Raw genomic sequence first — 16,926 nt, 5'->3', positions numbered from 1 at the left:
GCGGCGAACCCACCGCCTGGAGCAGCAATCTAGTGAGGTTGCCTCATGCGCAGTCTGGGTCCCCGGATGGAAGCCGCCGTCGCCGCGACCATCCTCGGTGTGGGGGCTGCCGTCGTGGCCGCCATGCACCTGACCTGGCCCGAACCGGAGTTGCCCGCCATGGCGTACTCCGTGAGCGGGGCCGAGGCGGGGGTGGCCGACCTCCAGCCGTTCGAGATCGACGACATCTCGGGCGCGCCGGTCGAGCTGACCCCGGGCAGTGAGGGCGCCCGCCTGGTGCGGCTGTCCAACCCGAACGGCGTCGACATCGTCGTGCTGACCCTCCAGGCCCAGCCGGGCCTGCCGCTGGACGAGGCGCGGAACCACGTGCCCGAGTGCCCGTCCGGGGTGCTCACCGTGGTCCCGATGGGGGAGCCGGTCACCATCCCGCCCGCCGGCGCGGTCGAGGTGGAGATGGTCGTGCAGATCGCGCACGACGTGCCGGACGCGTGCCGGGACCTGGTCTTCCCGCTCACCTACTCGGGGCGCGCCGCCCTCGGCTAGAGGTGCTTGAGGGCCTCGCGCCGGGACAGCGCGGACAGGCCCGGGTGGTCGTCGACGAACGCGCGGACCCAGTCCGGGTCCGTGCGGGAGTGCTGCCGCAGCGCCCAGCCGACCGCCTTGCGCAGGAAGAAGTCGGGATCGGCGGCGTTGGCCTCGACCACGTCGCGCAGCAGGTCCCGGTCGGTCGCATCCTTCGAGGCGAGCTGGCAGATCACGGCCGTGCGGCGGCGCCACCGGTCCTCGTCGGTCGCCCACGCGCGCACCAGGGGCGTCACGTGCGCCGGGTGGGCGCGCAGCAGCGGACCGACCCGGTTGGCGGCGACCTCGTCCACGAAGTCCCACCACGCCCCGGTGACGACGAACTCGTCGTAGACGGGCAGCAGGTCCACGTCCTGCCAGTCGCGCCGGCGGCCCGTGAGGTCGACCGCCGCGTAGCGCTCCTCGCGGAAGCGGGCGTCGCGCCACAGCTCCAGCGCGGTGGCCAGCCACTCGCCGCGCGAGGTGAGGGGGTGCTCGGCCAGCGCGGCGCGCAGCACGCGGACGCGCTCCGGTTTCGGCACGCCGAGGAACGGCATGTCGGACTTCATGTACCGCCGCATCCCCGGCGCCTCCCCCGGTGAGGCCGCGGCGGCCAGTCCACGTCGGATCACCCCGGCGAGTCCGTTCACCCGAACACCGTAGGGCAGGTTCGTGTGCGAGGCTTCCGGCATGAGCGAGTACGACTACGACCTGGTCGTCATCGGATCGGGCCCCGGCGGCCAGAAGGCGGCCATCGCGGGCGCCAAGCTCGGCAAGCGCGTCGCCGTCGTGGACCGCGCCGACATGGTGGGCGGCGTGTGCGTCAACACCGGGACGATCCCGTCGAAGACGCTGCGCGAGGCGGTGATGTACCTGACCGGGATGAGCCAGCGCGACCTGTACGGCGCGAGCTACCGGGTCAAGAGCGACATCTCCATCTCGGACCTGCTCTCCCGCGCCCAGCACGTCATCGGGCGCGAGGTGCAGGTCGTGCGTGCCCAGCTGCACCGCAACCACGTCGACCTGCTCAGCGGCACCGCGACCTTCCTCGACCCGCACACCGTCTCCGTGCGGGGCGCGCACCGCGGCGAGCACCACTCCGTCACCGCGGAGAAGATCGTCATCGCCACCGGCACCCGCCCCGCGCGACCGGACCAGGTGGACTTCGACGAGGCCCGGGTGCTCGACTCCGACGAGGTGCTGGCGCTGGAGGAGATCCCGTCGTCGCTGGTCGTGGTGGGCGCGGGTGTCATCGGCATCGAGTACGCCTCCATGTTCGCCGCGCTCGGCACCCGCGTCACGGTGGTCGAGCAGCGCGACCGGATGCTCGACTTCTGCGACCCGGAGATCGTCGAGTCGCTCAAGTTCCACCTGCGCGACCTGGCGGTGACGTTCCGGTTCGGCGAGAAGGTCGTCAACGTCGACGTGGCCGAGACGGGCACGGTCACGACGCTGGCCAGCGGCAAGCGCATCCCGGCCGCCGCGGTGATGTACTCGGCGGGCCGGCAGGGCAACACCGAGGCGCTCGACCTGGACAAGGCGGGCCTGGAGGCCGACCGGCGAGGCCGGCTCAGCGTGGACGAGCACTACCGCACGCCCGTCGAGCACATCTACGCGGTGGGCGACGTCATCGGCTTCCCCGCGCTGGCCGCCACGTCGATGGACCAGGGCAGGCTCGCGGCCTACCACGCGTTCGGCGAGGAGGCGCGCGAGCTGTCCGCGCTCCAGCCCATCGGCATCTACACCATCCCGGAGATCTCGTACTGCGGCGCCACGGAGGCCGAGCTGACCTCGTCCGCCACGCCGTACGAGGTGGGCTTGGCGCGGTACCGGGAGTTGGCGCGCGGCTCGATCGTCGGCGACGCCTACGGCATGCTCAAGCTGCTGGTGTCCACCGTGGACCGCAGGCTGCTCGGCGTGCACCTGTTCGGCACCGGCGCGACGGACCTCGTGCACATCGGGCAGGCCGTGATGGCGTGCGGCGGCACGGTGGACTACCTGGTGGACACCGTCTTCAACTACCCGACGCTGTCCGAGGCGTACAAGGTCGCCGCCCTGGACGCCACGAACAAGATCCGCGCCCTGGAGCGGTTCGGCCGGTAGGCGTCACGCCGCCCCCACCAGGGCGGCGACGTGGTGCAGGCGCGCGTCGTGGACGTCCCGCAGGGGCGGGACGAGCAGGGTCGTGAGGCCGGACTCCACGGCCGCGCCGTCGTGCGTGGAGCGGTCGCCCACCACGAGCGTCCGGTCCGGCTCGGCGCCCAGGTCGTCGAGCGCGAGGCGGAAGACCGCCGGGTCGGGCTTGACCACGCCGTGCTCGAACGACAGCGTGAACGAGTCCACCGGCAGGTCCCGGAACGCGGGCCGGATGTCGAAGTGGATGTCGCTGAGCACCCCGATGCGCACGCCGTGCCCGCGCAGCGCCCGCAGCACCGGCTCGACGTCCACCGCGAACGGGTTCGCCGCCGGGTCGCACTCCACCGCGTACAGCGAGGCGGCCAGCCCGTCGTCGATCCCGGCGTCCCGGAACGCCCGGTGGCAGGTCTCGCGGTGCAGGTCGGCGTCCGCGTCCATGCCCGGCACGTCCAGCGCACACCCGCGCAGCAGCGCCGCCACCCCCGCCGCGCCGGACGGGTCGCGGCCGAGCCTGCGCAGCGCCTCGGTCGCCCAGCCGGTGAACGTCGGCGCGAGCACGAGCGTGCCCCGCCAGTCGAAGATCACGGTGCGCAGTCGTCGGTCACCGTTCGTGTTCAGGTGTCTCACTCGCCCGACCCTGTCGCATCACTCCGCCCCGTCGCTACCTTCTCCCCACCGCACCTCCCGCGCCGCCGACGGTCGGAGGCCCCGCCATGACCCTGCCCCTGCACATGCGCCGCGACGGGTTCGCCCCGGCGGCCGAGCTGGCCGCGGCGCGCGACGAGGAGGGGGTCCGGCTGTTCGAGACGCCGATCGGCGACCGGGTGTGGCTGGTGACGCGCGTCGCCGACGTCCGCCGCGTCCTCGGCGACCCGGCCCGGTTCGGCAACTCCGCGCGCCACCTCGTGCCCGGCGCGCCCGCCCTGTCCGACGAGGAGCTGGCCCGCGTGCGGCCCGGCAACGTGCTCGGCTACGACCCGCCCGAGCACACCAGGCTGCGGCGGCTGCTCGCGCCCGGCTTCACCGCACGCCGGGTGCGCCTCCTCGAAGCCGGGGTGCACGGGATCGTGCGCGACCACCTCGACGCGATGGCCGACGCCGGGCCGCCCGCCGACCTCGTACCCGCGTTCGCGCTGCCCGTGCCGTCGTTGGTGATCTGCGAACTGCTGGGCGTGCCGTACGCGGAGCGCGCCGAGTTCCAGCAGCGCGCCGCGGACTTCTTCGACGTGTCCCTGACCCCGGAGCAGCGGATGGACGTCGCGCTGCGGTCCCGCGCCTACCTGGCCGGGCTGGTCGACCGCGCCCGGGTCGACCCCGGCGACGACCTGCTGGGCGTGCTCGTCCGCGCCGGCGAACTGGACGGCGACGAGCTGGTGGGCGTCGCCGACCTGCTGCTGCTCGCGGGCCACGAGACGACGGCCAACATGCTGGGCCTGGGCGTGCACGCCCTGCTGCGCCACCCCGACCAGCTCCGCCTGCTGCGCGAACGGCCCGACCTCGTCGACGGGGCGGTGGAGGAGCTGCTGCGCTGGCTCACCGTCGTGCACACCGGCGTGCCGCGGGTCGTGACCGCCGACGTCGAGCTGGGTGGCCGTGAACTGGCCGAGGGCGACCTCGTGGTCTGCTCCCTGCCCGCCGCCAACCGCGACCCCGACCTGCTGCCCGACGCCGACGAGCTGGACCTGACCCGCCGGCCGACCGGCCACGTCGCGTTCGGCCACGGCGCGCACCACTGCCTCGGCGCACCCCTGGCCCGGCTGGAGATGCGCGCCGCCTTCCCCGCGCTGCTGCGCCGCTTCCCGGCCCTCCGCTTGGCGGGAGAGCCGGAGTTCCGACCGACGCAGGTCGTCTACGGGCTGTCGTCGCTGCCCGTGACCTGGTGAGGGCTGCCCGCGGCGTGGTGGGGCGGCTCCCACGACGTGGAAAGAAATTTGAGTGATGATGCACCGGAGTGCATACTTATCCGTATGACGGTTCGGATCGCGGTGGCCGGGGCCAGTGGCTACGCCGGCGGTGAGGTGCTCCGGCTGCTGCTCGGGCACCCGGACGTGGAGATGGGGGCGCTCACGGCCGGCGGCAACGCGGGCACGCCGCTGCTCGCCCACCAGCCGCACCTGCTGCCGCTCGCCGACCGCGTCCTGGAGGAGACCACCGCCGAGCGGCTGCGCGGCCACGACGTGGTCTTCCTCGCCCTCCCGCACGGCAAGTCGGCCGCGATCGCCGCCGAACTCGGCGACGACACCCTCGTCGTCGACTGCGGCGCGGACCACCGGCTCACCAGCGCCGCGGCCTGGGAGCGCTGGTACGGCGGGGAGCACGCGGGCAGCTGGCCCTACGGCCTGCCCGAGCTGCCCGGCAAGCGCGACGAGCTGCGGAACGCGAAGCGCGTCGCCGTGCCCGGCTGCTACCCGACGGTGTCCTCGCTGGCCCTGGCCCCCGCGATGGGGCTGGTCGAGCCCGAGGTCACCGTGGTCGCCGTCTCCGGCACGTCCGGCGCGGGCAAGGCGGCCAAGACGAACCTGCTGGGCTCCGAGGTGATGGGCTCGCTGTCCGCCTACGGCGTCGGCGGCGCGCACCGGCACACCCCCGAGATCGCGCAGAACCTGACCGGGGTCGCCGGCCACGACGTGAAGGTCTCGTTCACCCCGGTCCTGGCCCCGCTGCCGCGCGGCATCCTGGCCACCTGCTCGGCCGCGCTCACCGACCCCGACGCGGACGTCCGCGAGGTCTACGCGAAGGCCTACGCCGACGAGCCGTTCGTGCACCTGCTGCCGGAGGGCCACTGGCCCACCACGGGCGCGGTGCTCGGCTCGAACGCCGTGCAGCTCCAGGTCACCGTCGACCGCGACCTGGGCAGGCTCGTCGTCGTCGCCGCGATCGACAACCTGGCGAAGGGCACCGCGGGCGCCGCGGTGCAGTGCATGAACCTGGCACTCGGCCTGCCGGAGACCACCGGCCTGTCCACCGTGGGAGTGGCACCGTGAACCGCGAGCCCGTGAACCGCGACCCCGTGAACCGCGACAGGGGCGTGACCGGCCCGTCCGGCTTCACGGCGGCGGGGGTCGCCGCCGGCATCAAGGAGTCCGGCGCGCTGGACCTCGCGCTGGTCGTCAACGAAGGGCCGGGCCAGGCCGCCGCGGGCGTCTTCACCACCAACCAGGTCAAGGCCGCGCCCGTGCTGTGGTCGCAGCAGGTGCTCAAGGAGCGCCGGCTGCGCGCCGTCGTGCTCAACTCGGGTGGCGCGAACGCGTGCACCGGCCCCGAGGGCTTCCAGGACACCCACGCGACCGCCGAGAAGGTCGCCGCCGTGCTGGACGTCGGCGCGATCGAGGTCGCCGTGTGCTCCACCGGCCTGATCGGCGAGCGCCTGCCGATGGACGCCCTCACCGCGGGCGTCGACAAGGCCGCCGCCGAGCTGGCCGCCACGGACCGGGCCGGGCTGGACGCCGCCACCGCCGTGATGACCACCGACACCCACCCCAAGCAGTCGTTCCAGGCCCACCCCGACGGCTGGTCCGTCGGCGGGTTCGTCAAGGGCGCGGGCATGCTGTCGCCGAACATGGCCACCATGCTCAGCGTCATCACCACCGACGCGGCCCTCGACGGCGACGCGCTCGACGCGGCCCTGCGCCGGGTCACCGCCCGCACCTACGACCGGCTCGACGTCGACGGCGGCACGTCCACCAACGACACCGTGCTGCTGCTCGCCTCCGGCGCCTCCGGCGTCACCCCCGACCCCGAGGAGTTCGCGAAGACCCTCGAAGCCGTCGCGGGCGACCTGGTCAAGCAGCTCCAGGGCGACGCGGAGGGCGTCACCAAGGAGGTGGCCGTCACGGTCACCGGCGCGCTCACCGAGGCCGAGGCCGTCGAGGTCGCCAAGACCGTGGCCGAGGACAACCTGGTGAAGACCGCCCTGTTCGGCTCCGACCCCAACTGGGGCCGCATCGCCATGGCCGTCGGCCGCTCCCGCGCCACCGTCGACCAGCACAGGCTGAGCATCGCCATCAACGGCGTCACCCTGTTCGCCGACGGCCACAAGGCCGCCGACCGCGCCGAAGCCGACCTGTCCGGTCGCGACGTCGACATCGTGGTGGGCCTCGGCCTCGGCGACGGCACGGCCACCGTGCTCACCACCGACCTGTCGCACGCCTACGTCGAAGAGAACAGCGCGTACAGCTCGTGACGATCCCCGCACAGGACAAGGCCGCCGTCCTCATCGAGGCGCTGCCCTGGCTCCAGCGCTTCCGCGGCGCGATCGTCGTCGTCAAGTACGGCGGCAACGCCATGGTCGACGACGAGCTCAAGCGCGCGTTCGCCCAGGACGTGGTGTTCCTCAAGGTCGCCGGTCTGCACCCGGTCGTGGTGCACGGCGGCGGCCCGCAGATCGCCGCGATGCTGACCAGGCTCGGCATCCACAGCGAGTTCCGCGGCGGCCTGCGCGTCACCACGCCCGAGGCCGCGGACGTGGTCCGCATGGTGCTCGTCGGCCAGGTGCAGCGCGAGCTGGTCGGCCTGATCAACCGCCACGGCCCGTACGCGGTCGGCCTGTCCGGCGAGGACGCCCGCCTGTTCACCGCCGCGCGCCGCCCGGCGATCGTGGACGGCGAACCGGTCGACATCGGCCTCGTCGGCGACATCGTCGACGTCGACCCGGACGTGGTGCTCGACGTCGTGCGCGCCGGCCGCATCCCGGTGATCTCCACGGTCGCCCCGGACGTCGACGGCGTCGTGCACAACGTGAACGCCGACACCGCGGCGGGCGCCGTGGCGGTGGCGCTGGACGCCGCGAAGCTCGTGGTCCTCACCGACGTGGAGGGCCTCTACGCGGACTGGCCGGACAGGGGCTCCCTGCTGCACCGGGTCGACGCCGCGCGGCTGGAGGAGATGCTGCCCGACCTGGACAGCGGGATGGTGCCCAAGATGGAGGCGTGCCTGCGCGCGGTGCGCGGCGGCGTCCCCGAGGCGCACGTGATCGACGGACGATCGGCGCACTCCCTGTTGTTGGAGGTCTTCACCTCCGAGGGCGTCGGGACCATGGTGACCGAGGGGACCGGGGAACGGGCATGAACGACCAGCAGCGGTGGCAGGCCGCGATGATGGACAACTACGGCACGCCGGGCCTGACGCTCGTCCGCGGCGAGGGCGCGCACGTGTGGGACGCGGACGGCAACCGCTACCTCGACCTGCTCGCCGGCATCGCGGTCAACGCCCTGGGCCACGCCCACCCGGCCGTGGTCGCCGCCGTCACCGGGCAGATCGGCAGGATCGCCCACACCTCCAACCTCTACATCAACGAGCCCGCGCTCACGCTCGCCGAGCGCCTGCTGGACCTGGCGGGCGCGGACGGCGACGGCCGGGTGCTGTTCTGCAACTCCGGCGCCGAGGCCAACGAGGCCGCGTTCAAGCTGAGCCGCCGCACCGGCCGCACCAAGGTCGTGGCCACCGACGGCGGCTTCCACGGCCGCACCATGGGCGCCCTCGCGCTCACCGGCCAGCCCGCCAAGCGCGCCCCGTTCGAGCCGCTCGTGCCCGGTGTCGTGCACATCCCGTTCGGCGACGTCGACGCCCTCGAAGCCGCGATCGACGACGAGACCGCCGCGTTCGTCGTGGAGCCCGTCCAGGGCGAGAACGGCGTCGTCGTGCCGCCCGAGGGCTACCTGGGAGCCGCCCGCCGCATCACCGCCGAGCACGGCGCGCTGCTCGTCCTCGACGAGGTGCAGACCGGCGTCGGCCGCCTCGGCACGTGGTTCGCCTTCCAGCAGGCCGGTGTCGTGCCGGACGTGTTCACCCTGGCCAAGGGCCTCGGCGGCGGCCTGCCGCTGGGCGCGTGCGTCGCGCTCGGCCCGGCCAAGGACCTGTTCGAACCCGGCCAGCACGGCACCACGTTCGGCGGCAACCCGGTGTGCTGCGCCGCCGCCCTCGCCGTGCTCGACACGATCGCCGCCGACGGGCTGCTGGAGCACGCCTCCGCCGTCGGCAAGGAGATCGCCGCGGGCGTCGAGGCCCTCGACCACCCGCTCGTCTCCGGGGTGCGGGGCGCCGGCCTGCTGCTCGGCATCACGCTGCGCGAGGCGGTCTCGGCGAAGGCCGCGGCGGCCGCGCAGCGGGCCGGCTACCTGATCAACCCCATCCAGCCCGACGTCATCAGGATCGCCCCGCCGCTCGTCCTCGACGAGGCCGACGCGCAGCGGTTCGTGGCGGGGCTGCCGACCTGGCTGGAGGCGTGACGTGGTCCGCCACTTCCTGCGCGACGACGACCTGACACCCGCCGAGCAGGCCGAGGTCCTCGACCTCGCCGACACCTACCGGGTGGACCGGCTCGGCGCCAAGCCGCTGGCCGGGCCCAGGTCGGTCGCGGTCATCTTCGAGAAGAACTCGACCCGCACCCGCCTGTCGTTCGAGGTGGGCATCGCCCAGCTCGGCGGCAACCCGGTGATCATCGACGGCCGGTCCATGCAGCTCGGCCGCGAGGAGACCATCGAGGACACCTCCCGCATCCTGTCCGGCTACGTGGACGCGGTCGTGTGGCGCACGTTCGCCCAGAAGCGGATGGACGCCATGGCGTCCGTCTCGCGCATCCCGGTGATCAACGCGCTGACCGACGAGTTCCACCCGTGCCAGGTGCTCGCGGACCTCCAGACGATCCGGCTCCGGCACGGCGCGCTGCCCGGCCTCACCGTCACCTACCTCGGTGACGGCGCCAACAACATGTCCCACTCGATGCTGCTCGGCGGCGTCACCGCGGGCATGCACGTCCGCGTCGCCGCCCCCGAGCACTTCCAGCCCGCGCCGTGGGTCCTCGACGCCGCCCGCGAGCGCGCCGCCGACACCGGCGGCTCGGTGCGGGTGCTCAGCGACCCGCGCGAGGCCGTCGACGGCGCGGACGTGCTGGTCACCGACACGTGGACGTCGATGGGGCAGGAGAACGACGGCCGTGACCGGGCGCGCCCGTTCCGGCCCTACCAGGTCAACGCCGAGCTGGTCGCGGCCACCGGGGTGAAGACGACGGTGCTGCACTGCCTGCCCGCGCACCGCGGCCAGGAGATCACCGACGACGTCCTCGACGGGCCGGACAGCGCGGTCTGGGACGAGGCCGAGAACCGCCTGCACGCCCAGAAGGCGCTCCTCGTGTGGCTGCTGGAGCAGTCGGCGTGACCCGCACCGCGCGGCAGGCCCGCATCGTCGAACTGATCGCCCAGCGCGCGATCCGCAGCCAGTCCGAACTGGCGAAAACGCTTGCGGTGGAGGGCATCGAGGTCACCCAGGCCACCCTGTCGCGCGACCTGGACGAGCTGGGCGCGGTCAAGCTGCGCGGACCGGACGGCGGCGCGCCCGTCTACGTCATCCCCGAGGACGGCAGCCCGGTGCGCGGCGTGCAGGGCGGCACCACCCGGCTCGTCCGGGTGCTCAACGAGCTGCTGGTGTCCGTCGACCACTCCGGCAACCTCGCCGTCCTGCGCACCCCGCCCGGCGCGGCCCAGTTCCTGGCCAGCGCGCTGGACCGGGCCGCGCTCCAGGACATCGTCGGTACCATAGCCGGCGACGACACCATCCTCGTCGTGGCGCGCGAACCGGTCACCGGCGCCGAGCTGGCGGCGCGGGTCGCCGCGCTCGCCGCCGGCGAGGCGGGGGACGAGGGGCCGTGAACGGGCGGGCGTCCTGGCCTGCTCCGGCGCCCTCGCCTCGTCCGTCGCGCTGCGCCGCCTCGCCGGCACCGGCACCGAGGTGATCGCGGTGACCGTCGACGTCGGCCGGGACGAGGCCCTGGCGACCGTCCGCGAACGCGCACTGGCCTGCGGCGCGGCCGAGGCGCTGGTCGTGGACGCCCGCGACGAGTTCGCCGAGCACCTCGTGCGGGCCGCCGACCGGGCGGGCGCACTCGGTGCCGGCGGACACCTGCGAGGTCGTCGTCGCCTTCGACCGGGGCGTCCCGGTCGCCCTCGACGGCGAGACCGTCACCGCCTTCCAGGCCATCCGCGAACTCGACCTCAACGCGGGCCGGCACACTGTGCGCGGGGCCCGGCAGGCGCTCGGCGCCCTCGCCCTGACCACCGCGCACCGGGAGCTGGAGACCGTCACCCTGGAGCACGAGACGGCCCGCTTCAAGCGGCAGGTCGACCGCCGGTGGGGTGAACTGGTGCGCGACGGGCAGTGGTCCTCACCGCTGCGGCACGCGCTGGACGGCTTCCTGGAGACCACCCGGCGGCACGTGACCGGCGAGGTCCGGCTCCTGCTGCACGACGGCCGCGCCACCGTCACCGGCCTGCGCCGCGAGCAGGCACCGCACGACCACGCCCCCGCCGGCCGCGGCTGGGGCCACCCGCACGACCAGTCGAAGAGGGATCAGGGGTAGATGAGTTCTCTGTGGGGCGGGCGTTTCGCCAGTGGACCGGCCGAGGCGATGGCGATGCTGTCGCTGTCGACGCACTTCGACTGGCGACTCGCCCCCTACGACATCCGCGGTTCACGGGCGCACGCCCGCGTGCTCAACCGCGCGGGCCTGCTCACCGACGACGAGCTGACGCGCATGCTCGCCGCGCTGGACGCCCTGGAGGCCGACGTGGCCTCCGGCGCGTTCACGCCGGTCGTCGAAGACGAGGACGTGCACACCGCGCTGGAACGCGGCCTCATCGACCGGGCCGGGCCCGAGCTGGGCGGCAAGCTGCGCGCCGGCCGCTCCCGCAACGACCAGGTCGCCACGCTGTTCCGGATGTGGCTGCGCGACGCCGCCGAGCGCGTCTCCGAGGGCGTGCTCGACGTGGTCGACGCGCTCGCCGGCCAGGCCGCCGCGCACGCCACCGCCGTCATGCCCGGCCGCACGCACCTCCAGTCCGCGCAGCCCGTGCTCCTCGCGCACCACCTCCTCGCGCACGGCCAGGCCCTGCTGCGCGACGTCGAGCGGCTGCGCGACTGGGACAAGCGCGCCGCCGTGTCCCCCTACGGCTCCGGCGCGCTCGCCGGGTCCTCGCTGGGCCTCGACCCCGCCGCGGTCGCCGCCGAGCTGGGCTTCGACGCGCCCGTGGAGAACTCCATCGACGGCACCGCCTCGCGCGACTTCGCCGCCGAGATGGCGTTCGTGCTCGCCATGATCGGCGTCGACCTGTCCCGGATCGCCGAGGAGGTGATCATCTGGACGACCGCCGAGTTCCGCTTCGCCGTCCTCGACGACGCGTGGGCCACCGGCAGCTCGATCATGCCGCAGAAGAAGAACCCCGACGTCGCCGAGCTGACCCGCGGCAAGTCCGGCCGGCTCATCGGCAACCTCACCGGCCTGCTGGCCACCCTCAAGGCCCAGCCGCTGGCCTACAACCGGGACCTCCAGGAGGACAAGGAGCCCCTGTTCGACTCCGTCGAGCAGCTGGAGCTGCTGCTGCCCGCCCTGGCCGGGATGATCGGCACCATGCGCTTCGACACCGACCGCATGGCCGCCCTCGCGCCCGCCGGGTTCACCCTGGCCACCGACATCGCCGAGTGGCTGGTCCGGCAGGGCGTGCCGTTCCGCGTCGCGCACGAGGCGGCGGGGGAGTGCGTGCGCGCCGCCGAGACCCGCGGCGTCGGCCTGGACGAGCTGACCGACGACGAGTTCGCCGCCATCTCGCCCGCCCTCACCCCCGCGGTGCGCGACGTGCTCACCGTGGAGGGCTCCATCGCCTCCCGCGACGCCCACGGCGGCACCGCGCCCGATCGGGTCGCCGAGCAGCTCGCGAGGCTCCGGGACAAGGTCTCCCTTGCCCGCCTCGCCTAGGCAGCTCACCGAGCGGGAGCTGGCCGTCGACCCGGTCGACGCGGCCCGGCTCCTGCTCGGCGGCACCATCGAGTCCACCACCCCCGAGGGCGTCGTGGGCGTGCGGATCGTCGAGGTCGAGGCCTACCGGGGCGGCGACGACCCGGCGTCCCACTGCTACCGGGGGCGGACGCCGCGCAACGACGTCATGTTCGGCCCGGCCGGCCGGTTGTACGTGTACTTCGTCTACGGCATGCACTTCTGCGCCAACGTCGTGTCGCTGACCGACGGCGTGCCCGGCGCCGTGCTGCTGCGCGCGGGCGAGGTCGTGACCGGCCTGGAACTGGCCCGCGCCCGCCGCCCCGCCGCCCGCAGCGACGCCGAGCTCGCCAAGGGACCGGCCCGCCTCACCGGCGTCCTCGGCCTCGACCGCGCCCACAACGGCACGGACCTGACCGCCCCGGACGCCTCCGTGCGGCTGCTCGCGGGCGACCCCGTCGACCCGGCCGCCATCCGCACCGGCCCGCGCGTCGGCGTCGCCGTGGCGGTCGACGTGCCGTGGCGCTTCTGGGTCGACTCCCCGGCGGTCAGCGCCTACCGCCGGGGCACGCGCCGCACCCGCGCCGCACCACCGCCGGAGCGCTAGACCTGCCGGCCGGCCCGGACCTCGCCGAACACGTGCGTGCCCGGCGCCTCCGGGTCGTCACCGGCCCAGAACTCGACCCAGTGCCGCACGAACTCCGACTTGGAGATCGTGCCGTCGCCGTCGAGGTCCAGCAGCGCGAACACCCCGTCCGTCGGCGTCTCGTCACCGGTCCACGCGTGGATCATGCGGCTGTACTCGGGCGCCGACACCGCGCCGTCGCCGTCCTCGTCCACCGCCTCGAACATCGACTCGGCCGTGGCCACCACCAGGTCCAGCGCGGTGCCGAGGTTGTCCACCATCCTGAGCACCTCGTCGTGCGACACCTTCTCGTCGCTGTCCTGGTCGGACGCCGCGTGCAGGGCCTCCCACCAGCCCATCATGATCTCCCGCAACCGCTCCGGCTGGTACCCGTCGCGGAGGTGCACCCACCTGTCCGTCAACGCCTCGAAATCGGCGCGCTCCAGGTAACCGTCGCCGTTCACGTCCATCGCGGCGAACACGATGGAGGTCTTCTCCCGCTGCAAGTCGCTGGCCACGTGAACGAACTTGGCGGTCGAACGCGGCGCGGGCAATTGACCAGCCGGGGCATACCCGCGTGCGGCAGGGTGAACGCGCCGTGACCGTCGGTAGTGCCATCATGGCGTGGTGGGGGAGATCGACGACTTCGCGGTGATCGCGGCCCGGCACGTCCCGGTCGTCGCGGCACGGATACCCCGGACACCGGCGGCACTCGTGGCGGGCCTGCCCGGGGACCCGGAGGTGGTCGACGTCGCCGGCGGCCTGCGCCACGCGGGCGGCCTGCTCGCCGAACGCCTCCTCGGCGCCCTGGAACTCCACCTCGACGACCTGCCCGGTGCCGCGCCCGGCCTGGTGGAGGACCTGCGGCCCGTCGAGCACGCCACGTTCACCACGCTGAGCGGGGGCGCGACGAGCGAGACACAGGGCGCCCTGACCGTGCTGGACGCCACGCACCCCGGCGCGACCGCCCGCGTGCACGACCTCGTACGCCGGCTCACCCACCACCCGGCGCTGGCCGAGGTGCTCGGCGTGCCGCCCGGAACGCCGGCCGCGCCCGTCGGACCACCGGCCGCCGAGACCACCCGGACCGTCCAGGCCGCTCACGCCGCGCTCGCCGGGCACCGGCTCCGCCACCTGCCCGGCCGGGGCACCCCGGCCGGCCGGGCCGTGCACCCGTCGGACGCCGCCGAGGACCCGGCCCACCGCGCCGCCCTCGAAGCCAACCTCCGCGCGGCGCGCGCGCGGTCGGCCGCGGCCACGCCGCAGCCCGTCCACCCGCGCCCCCGCGCGATCCGGTACGCGCAGCCGTCACCGCCGATCGCCGACACCCCGGAGACCCGCGCCGAGACCGCCGCCGCGGCCCGCCACGCCGCACCGCACCTCGCGCTCGCCGTGATCACCGCCCACGCCGTCCTGCACCACCTCGGCGTCGCCACGCCGGCCGCCGTCGTCGGCACCGCCCTCGGCGTCACCGCGCGACTGCTCCCCGCCCTGCCCCCACCCGCCGACCACACCGAGGCCGTCCTGGCCCGCCGCCGCGCCGAGTACCTCTTCCCCCGGTACGCCTCCGGGCACGCCCGGGTCCACGACGGCCACTTCACCCTCGCCGAGGGACCCACCCCCGGGAACGTCGACTTCTCCGCCAACGGCCTCGTCGCCGTCGTCGACAACGGCATCGCCGTGCGCACCACCGACGTGGCCGGCGTGCCCGTCCGCCTCACCACCACCGAGACCGCGCCACCACCGCCCGACCTCGAATGGTGGGACGACGTCGTCGAGGTCTCCTGGCACGCCCGCCGCGGTGACGCGGCCATCCCCGGCGTCTCCGACACCACCCCGCCGTGGCCCGGCGACCTCCGCGTCCGCGTGCACGCCAGGGGCCGCGACGGCAACGACACCGAGTGGTACGAACTCGCCGCCTGGCCGGCCCCGCCCGCGCCCGAACGGGTGCTCAAGACGGCGGACACCACCGAACCCCCGTACGCCGCCCACCGCTGGATCAACCGCAGCGCCCTCTCCGAGGCGGCGTGCGTCACCGTCGTCACCGGCTCCACCCGCGACGGGGTGCTGCGCGCGTTCGGCGCCACCGCGCCCGCCTCCCGGAGGGACGTCGACCACGGGCACGGCACCGCCCCGTGGGTCGCCGTCCACGAGACCGACGGGGCGGTCCTCGCCGTCGAGCCCGACGGCTGCCGGGGCGCCGACCGCGGCGTCCTCGCCGCGCTGTCCGCGCACGGCCGCGCCGCGAGCATGTTCTGGAACGTCAACGCGCTCACCGGGCTGGGCTTCGCCGAGCGCGGCCGGGTCGTCGCCGCCTTCGAACCCTGGTGCGCCGACGACCTGCCCGCCGACGTCGCCCGACTGCTCGACGACCTGGTCGGCTCGCGCCACGAGGTCGCCCGGGGGCTCACCGCCGTCGCCCGCTACACCGGGCGCGGCATCACCCCCGACGACCTCGCCGCCGTCGAGCGGGCCGACGAGGTCCACCTGATCACCGGGCAGGACCGGCCGGGCCGATGACCCGGCCCGGCCGGCCGGTCAGCGCACGGTCCTCCGGTACCAGACCCGCCGTTCACCGGAGGGCAGCGCGACCCGGGTGATCACGTTCGTCAGCACCGCCCCGATCAGCAGCCACAGCAGCGCGGCCAGGCCGTCGTTGAGCAGCGTCCGCAGCCCGGCGCTCGCGGGCGTGAACAGGTCGCGCAGGCCCAGCGACACCCCCGCCGACCACGACTCGATCATCCGCGCGAACCCGTTCGCCGGGTTCGCGCCGCCGATCACCAGGAAGATGTGGATCGCCAGCACGACGGCGAACAGCCAGCACAGCACGTCGATCACCGCGCACGCCACGCGCACCCCGCGCACCCGTCCGTCGCCGCGCTCGACGACCTCTTCCCGCTGGTACGCGACCTCCTGCGGAGGGACGTGCTGCTGGTGCGGCACCCCGGGGCGGGGCGCGATCTCGGTGGGGCGATCAGTGGGACGTGGATCGCGATCCGGGTAGGTCATCGCTGCGGTCCTCTCACTAGAGCCCGCCCCCGACTACCCGGAGCGGACACCGCCTCAAACCGCGTTGACCAGGTGTCGGACAATGGCCAGGTGAGCGAGCACATCCTCGACGAGCTGACCTGGCGCGGCCTGATCGCGCAATCCACCGACCTCGACGCGCTGCGGAAGGACCTCGACGCGGGACCGCTCACCCTCTACGCCGGGTTCGACCCGTCCGCGCCCAGCCTCCACGCCGGCAACCTCGTGCCCCTGCTCATGCTGCGCCGCTTCCAGCGCGCCGGGCACCGGCCCCTGGTCCTGGCGGGCGGCGCGACCGGCATGATCGGCGACCCGCGCGACACCTCCGAGCGCACCCTCAACCCGCTCGACACCGTCGCCGAGTGGGTCGGGCGCATCCGCGGCCAGCTGGAGCGGTTCGTGGAGTTCGACGACGGCCCCACCGGCGCGCTCGTCGTCAACAACCTCGACTGGACCGGCCCGATGTCCGCCCTGGAGTTCCTGCGCGACGTCGGCAAGCACTTCTCGGTCAACGTCATGCTCGCCCGCGAGACGGTCAAGCGCCGCCTCGAAGCCGACGGCATGTCCTACACCGAGTTCAGCTACCTGCTGCTCCAGTCCCACGACTACCTCCACCTCCACCGCGCGCACGGGACGAAGCTCCAGGTCGGCGGCTCCGACCAGTGGGGCAACATCATCGGCGGCGTGGACCTCATCCGCCGGGTCGACGGCAAGACCGCGCACGCCCTGACCGCGCCGCTGGTGACCGACGCCGAGGGCCGCAAGTTCGGCAAGTCCACCGGGGGCGGCAACGTGTGGCTCGACCCGGAGATGA

The 16,926-nt window shown here is 74.2% G+C and carries 18 protein-coding genes and 1 pseudogene (1 of these 19 cut by a window edge); 15 read left to right on the top strand and 4 right to left on the bottom strand.

The features are described 5' to 3' along the window. Positions 1-45 precede the first annotated feature (45 nt). Positions 46-543 (top strand): hypothetical protein, encoded by a 498-nt coding sequence (locus tag J2S66_RS20285; RefSeq protein WP_310308756.1) that lies wholly within the window; start codon positions 46-48, stop codon positions 541-543. Here J2S66_RS20285 and J2S66_RS20280 read toward each other — a convergent pair. Beyond that, positions 540-1,253, bottom strand: a complete 714-nt coding sequence (locus J2S66_RS20280; RefSeq protein WP_374726102.1) for a DNA alkylation repair protein — start codon at positions 1,251-1,253, stop codon at positions 540-542. The two genes, J2S66_RS20285 and J2S66_RS20280, sit on opposite strands and share 4 nt — an antisense overlap. Here J2S66_RS20280 and sthA point away from each other — a divergent pair. Continuing rightward, the gene (gene sthA, locus J2S66_RS20275) at positions 1,252-2,664 is read left to right on the top strand and encodes a Si-specific NAD(P)(+) transhydrogenase (RefSeq protein ID WP_310308754.1); all 1,413 of its coding nucleotides are present in this window, start codon (positions 1,252-1,254) and stop codon (positions 2,662-2,664) included. The genes J2S66_RS20280 and sthA overlap by 2 nt on opposite strands. Before the next feature lie 3 nt (positions 2,665-2,667). On the opposite strand, the gene J2S66_RS20270 is transcribed toward sthA, so the two are convergent. Next, positions 2,668-3,324 carry an HAD family hydrolase gene (locus tag J2S66_RS20270; protein ID WP_310308753.1) on the bottom strand — a complete coding sequence of 219 codons (657 nt, stop codon included), beginning with the start codon at positions 3,322-3,324 and terminating at the stop codon, positions 2,668-2,670. A gap of 86 nt (positions 3,325-3,410) precedes the next feature. Here J2S66_RS20270 and J2S66_RS20265 point away from each other — a divergent pair, with 86 nt between their 5' ends. The 11 genes and pseudogenes from J2S66_RS20265 to J2S66_RS20220 all read left to right on the top strand — a co-directional run bounded on the left by J2S66_RS20265 (position 3,411) and on the right by J2S66_RS20220 (position 13,067). Further along, positions 3,411-4,580, top strand: coding sequence for a cytochrome P450 (locus J2S66_RS20265; protein WP_310308752.1), 1,170 nt, complete (start codon positions 3,411-3,413; stop codon positions 4,578-4,580). Positions 4,581-4,664: 84 nt separating this feature from the next. Further along, positions 4,665-5,681 (top strand): N-acetyl-gamma-glutamyl-phosphate reductase, encoded by a 1,017-nt coding sequence (argC, locus tag J2S66_RS20260; RefSeq protein ID WP_310308751.1) that lies wholly within the window; start codon positions 4,665-4,667, stop codon positions 5,679-5,681. Further along, positions 5,678-6,880, top strand: a complete 1,203-nt coding sequence (argJ, locus tag J2S66_RS20255) for a bifunctional glutamate N-acetyltransferase/amino-acid acetyltransferase ArgJ (protein WP_310308750.1) — start codon at positions 5,678-5,680, stop codon at positions 6,878-6,880. Before argC ends, argJ begins: the two co-directional genes overlap by 4 nt. Then, positions 6,877-7,764, top strand: coding sequence for an acetylglutamate kinase (argB, locus tag J2S66_RS20250; RefSeq protein WP_310308749.1), 888 nt, complete (start codon positions 6,877-6,879; stop codon positions 7,762-7,764). Before argJ ends, argB begins: the two co-directional genes overlap by 4 nt. Beyond that, on the top strand, positions 7,761-8,924 hold the full coding sequence (locus J2S66_RS20245) for an acetylornithine transaminase (RefSeq protein WP_310308747.1): 1,164 nt from the start codon (positions 7,761-7,763) through the stop codon (positions 8,922-8,924). Before argB ends, J2S66_RS20245 begins: the two co-directional genes overlap by 4 nt. Position 8,925: 1 nt before the next feature. Continuing rightward, positions 8,926-9,852, top strand: a complete 927-nt coding sequence (argF, locus tag J2S66_RS20240) for an ornithine carbamoyltransferase (RefSeq protein WP_310308746.1) — start codon at positions 8,926-8,928, stop codon at positions 9,850-9,852. Next, positions 9,849-10,343, top strand: a complete 495-nt coding sequence (locus tag J2S66_RS20235) for an arginine repressor (RefSeq protein ID WP_310308745.1) — start codon at positions 9,849-9,851, stop codon at positions 10,341-10,343. The genes argF and J2S66_RS20235 overlap by 4 nt, the downstream gene beginning before the upstream one ends. A 13-nt stretch (positions 10,344-10,356) precedes the next feature. Further along, positions 10,357-10,500, top strand: a pseudogene (locus J2S66_RS37195) (argininosuccinate synthase domain-containing protein); the annotation flags it as partial. A 79-nt stretch (positions 10,501-10,579) separates the two neighbouring features. Continuing rightward, entirely contained in the window at positions 10,580-11,050 is a 471-nt protein-coding gene (locus J2S66_RS20230; protein ID WP_310308743.1) for an adenine nucleotide alpha hydrolase family protein, read from the top strand. Next, entirely contained in the window at positions 11,051-12,442 is a 1,392-nt protein-coding gene (argH, locus tag J2S66_RS20225) for an argininosuccinate lyase (protein ID WP_306750214.1), read from the top strand. Next, complete coding sequence (locus J2S66_RS20220; RefSeq protein ID WP_310308742.1) at positions 12,426-13,067, top strand: DNA-3-methyladenine glycosylase; 642 nt, start codon at positions 12,426-12,428, stop codon at positions 13,065-13,067. The genes argH and J2S66_RS20220 overlap by 17 nt, the downstream gene beginning before the upstream one ends. On the opposite strand, the gene J2S66_RS20215 is transcribed toward J2S66_RS20220, so the two are convergent. Continuing rightward, a complete protein-coding gene (locus J2S66_RS20215) occupies positions 13,064-13,603 on the bottom strand; it encodes an EF-hand domain-containing protein (RefSeq protein WP_310308741.1) in 540 nt (179 codons plus the stop codon). The genes J2S66_RS20220 and J2S66_RS20215 overlap by 4 nt on opposite strands. Positions 13,604-13,712: 109 nt before the next feature. Here J2S66_RS20215 and J2S66_RS20210 point away from each other — a divergent pair, with 109 nt between their 5' ends. Continuing rightward, positions 13,713-15,605 carry a DUF6461 domain-containing protein gene (locus tag J2S66_RS20210; protein ID WP_310308739.1) on the top strand — a complete coding sequence of 631 codons (1,893 nt, stop codon included), beginning with the start codon at positions 13,713-13,715 and terminating at the stop codon, positions 15,603-15,605. Between the two features lie 18 nt (positions 15,606-15,623). Here J2S66_RS20210 and J2S66_RS20205 read toward each other — a convergent pair whose 3' ends face one another. Next, positions 15,624-16,094 carry a hypothetical protein gene (locus tag J2S66_RS20205; RefSeq protein ID WP_310308737.1) on the bottom strand — a complete coding sequence of 157 codons (471 nt, stop codon included), beginning with the start codon at positions 16,092-16,094 and terminating at the stop codon, positions 15,624-15,626. Positions 16,095-16,184: 90 nt separating this feature from the next. On the opposite strand from J2S66_RS20205, the gene tyrS reads away from it, so the two are divergent. Then, positions 16,185-16,926, top strand: the 5' portion of a protein-coding gene (gene tyrS / locus J2S66_RS20200) for a tyrosine--tRNA ligase (protein ID WP_310308735.1). It continues 533 nt past the right edge of the window; 742 of the gene's 1,275 nt are visible here — the first part of the coding sequence; the start codon lies at positions 16,185-16,187; its stop codon lies beyond the right edge, outside the window.

The sequence above is a fragment of the Saccharothrix longispora genome (genome assembly GCF_031455225.1).
Taxonomy (GTDB): Bacteria; Actinomycetota; Actinomycetes; order Mycobacteriales; family Pseudonocardiaceae; genus Actinosynnema; species Actinosynnema longispora.
The sequence above is the reverse complement of the archived record's forward strand: the minus strand, read 5'-3'. Positions and strand labels throughout refer to the sequence as shown.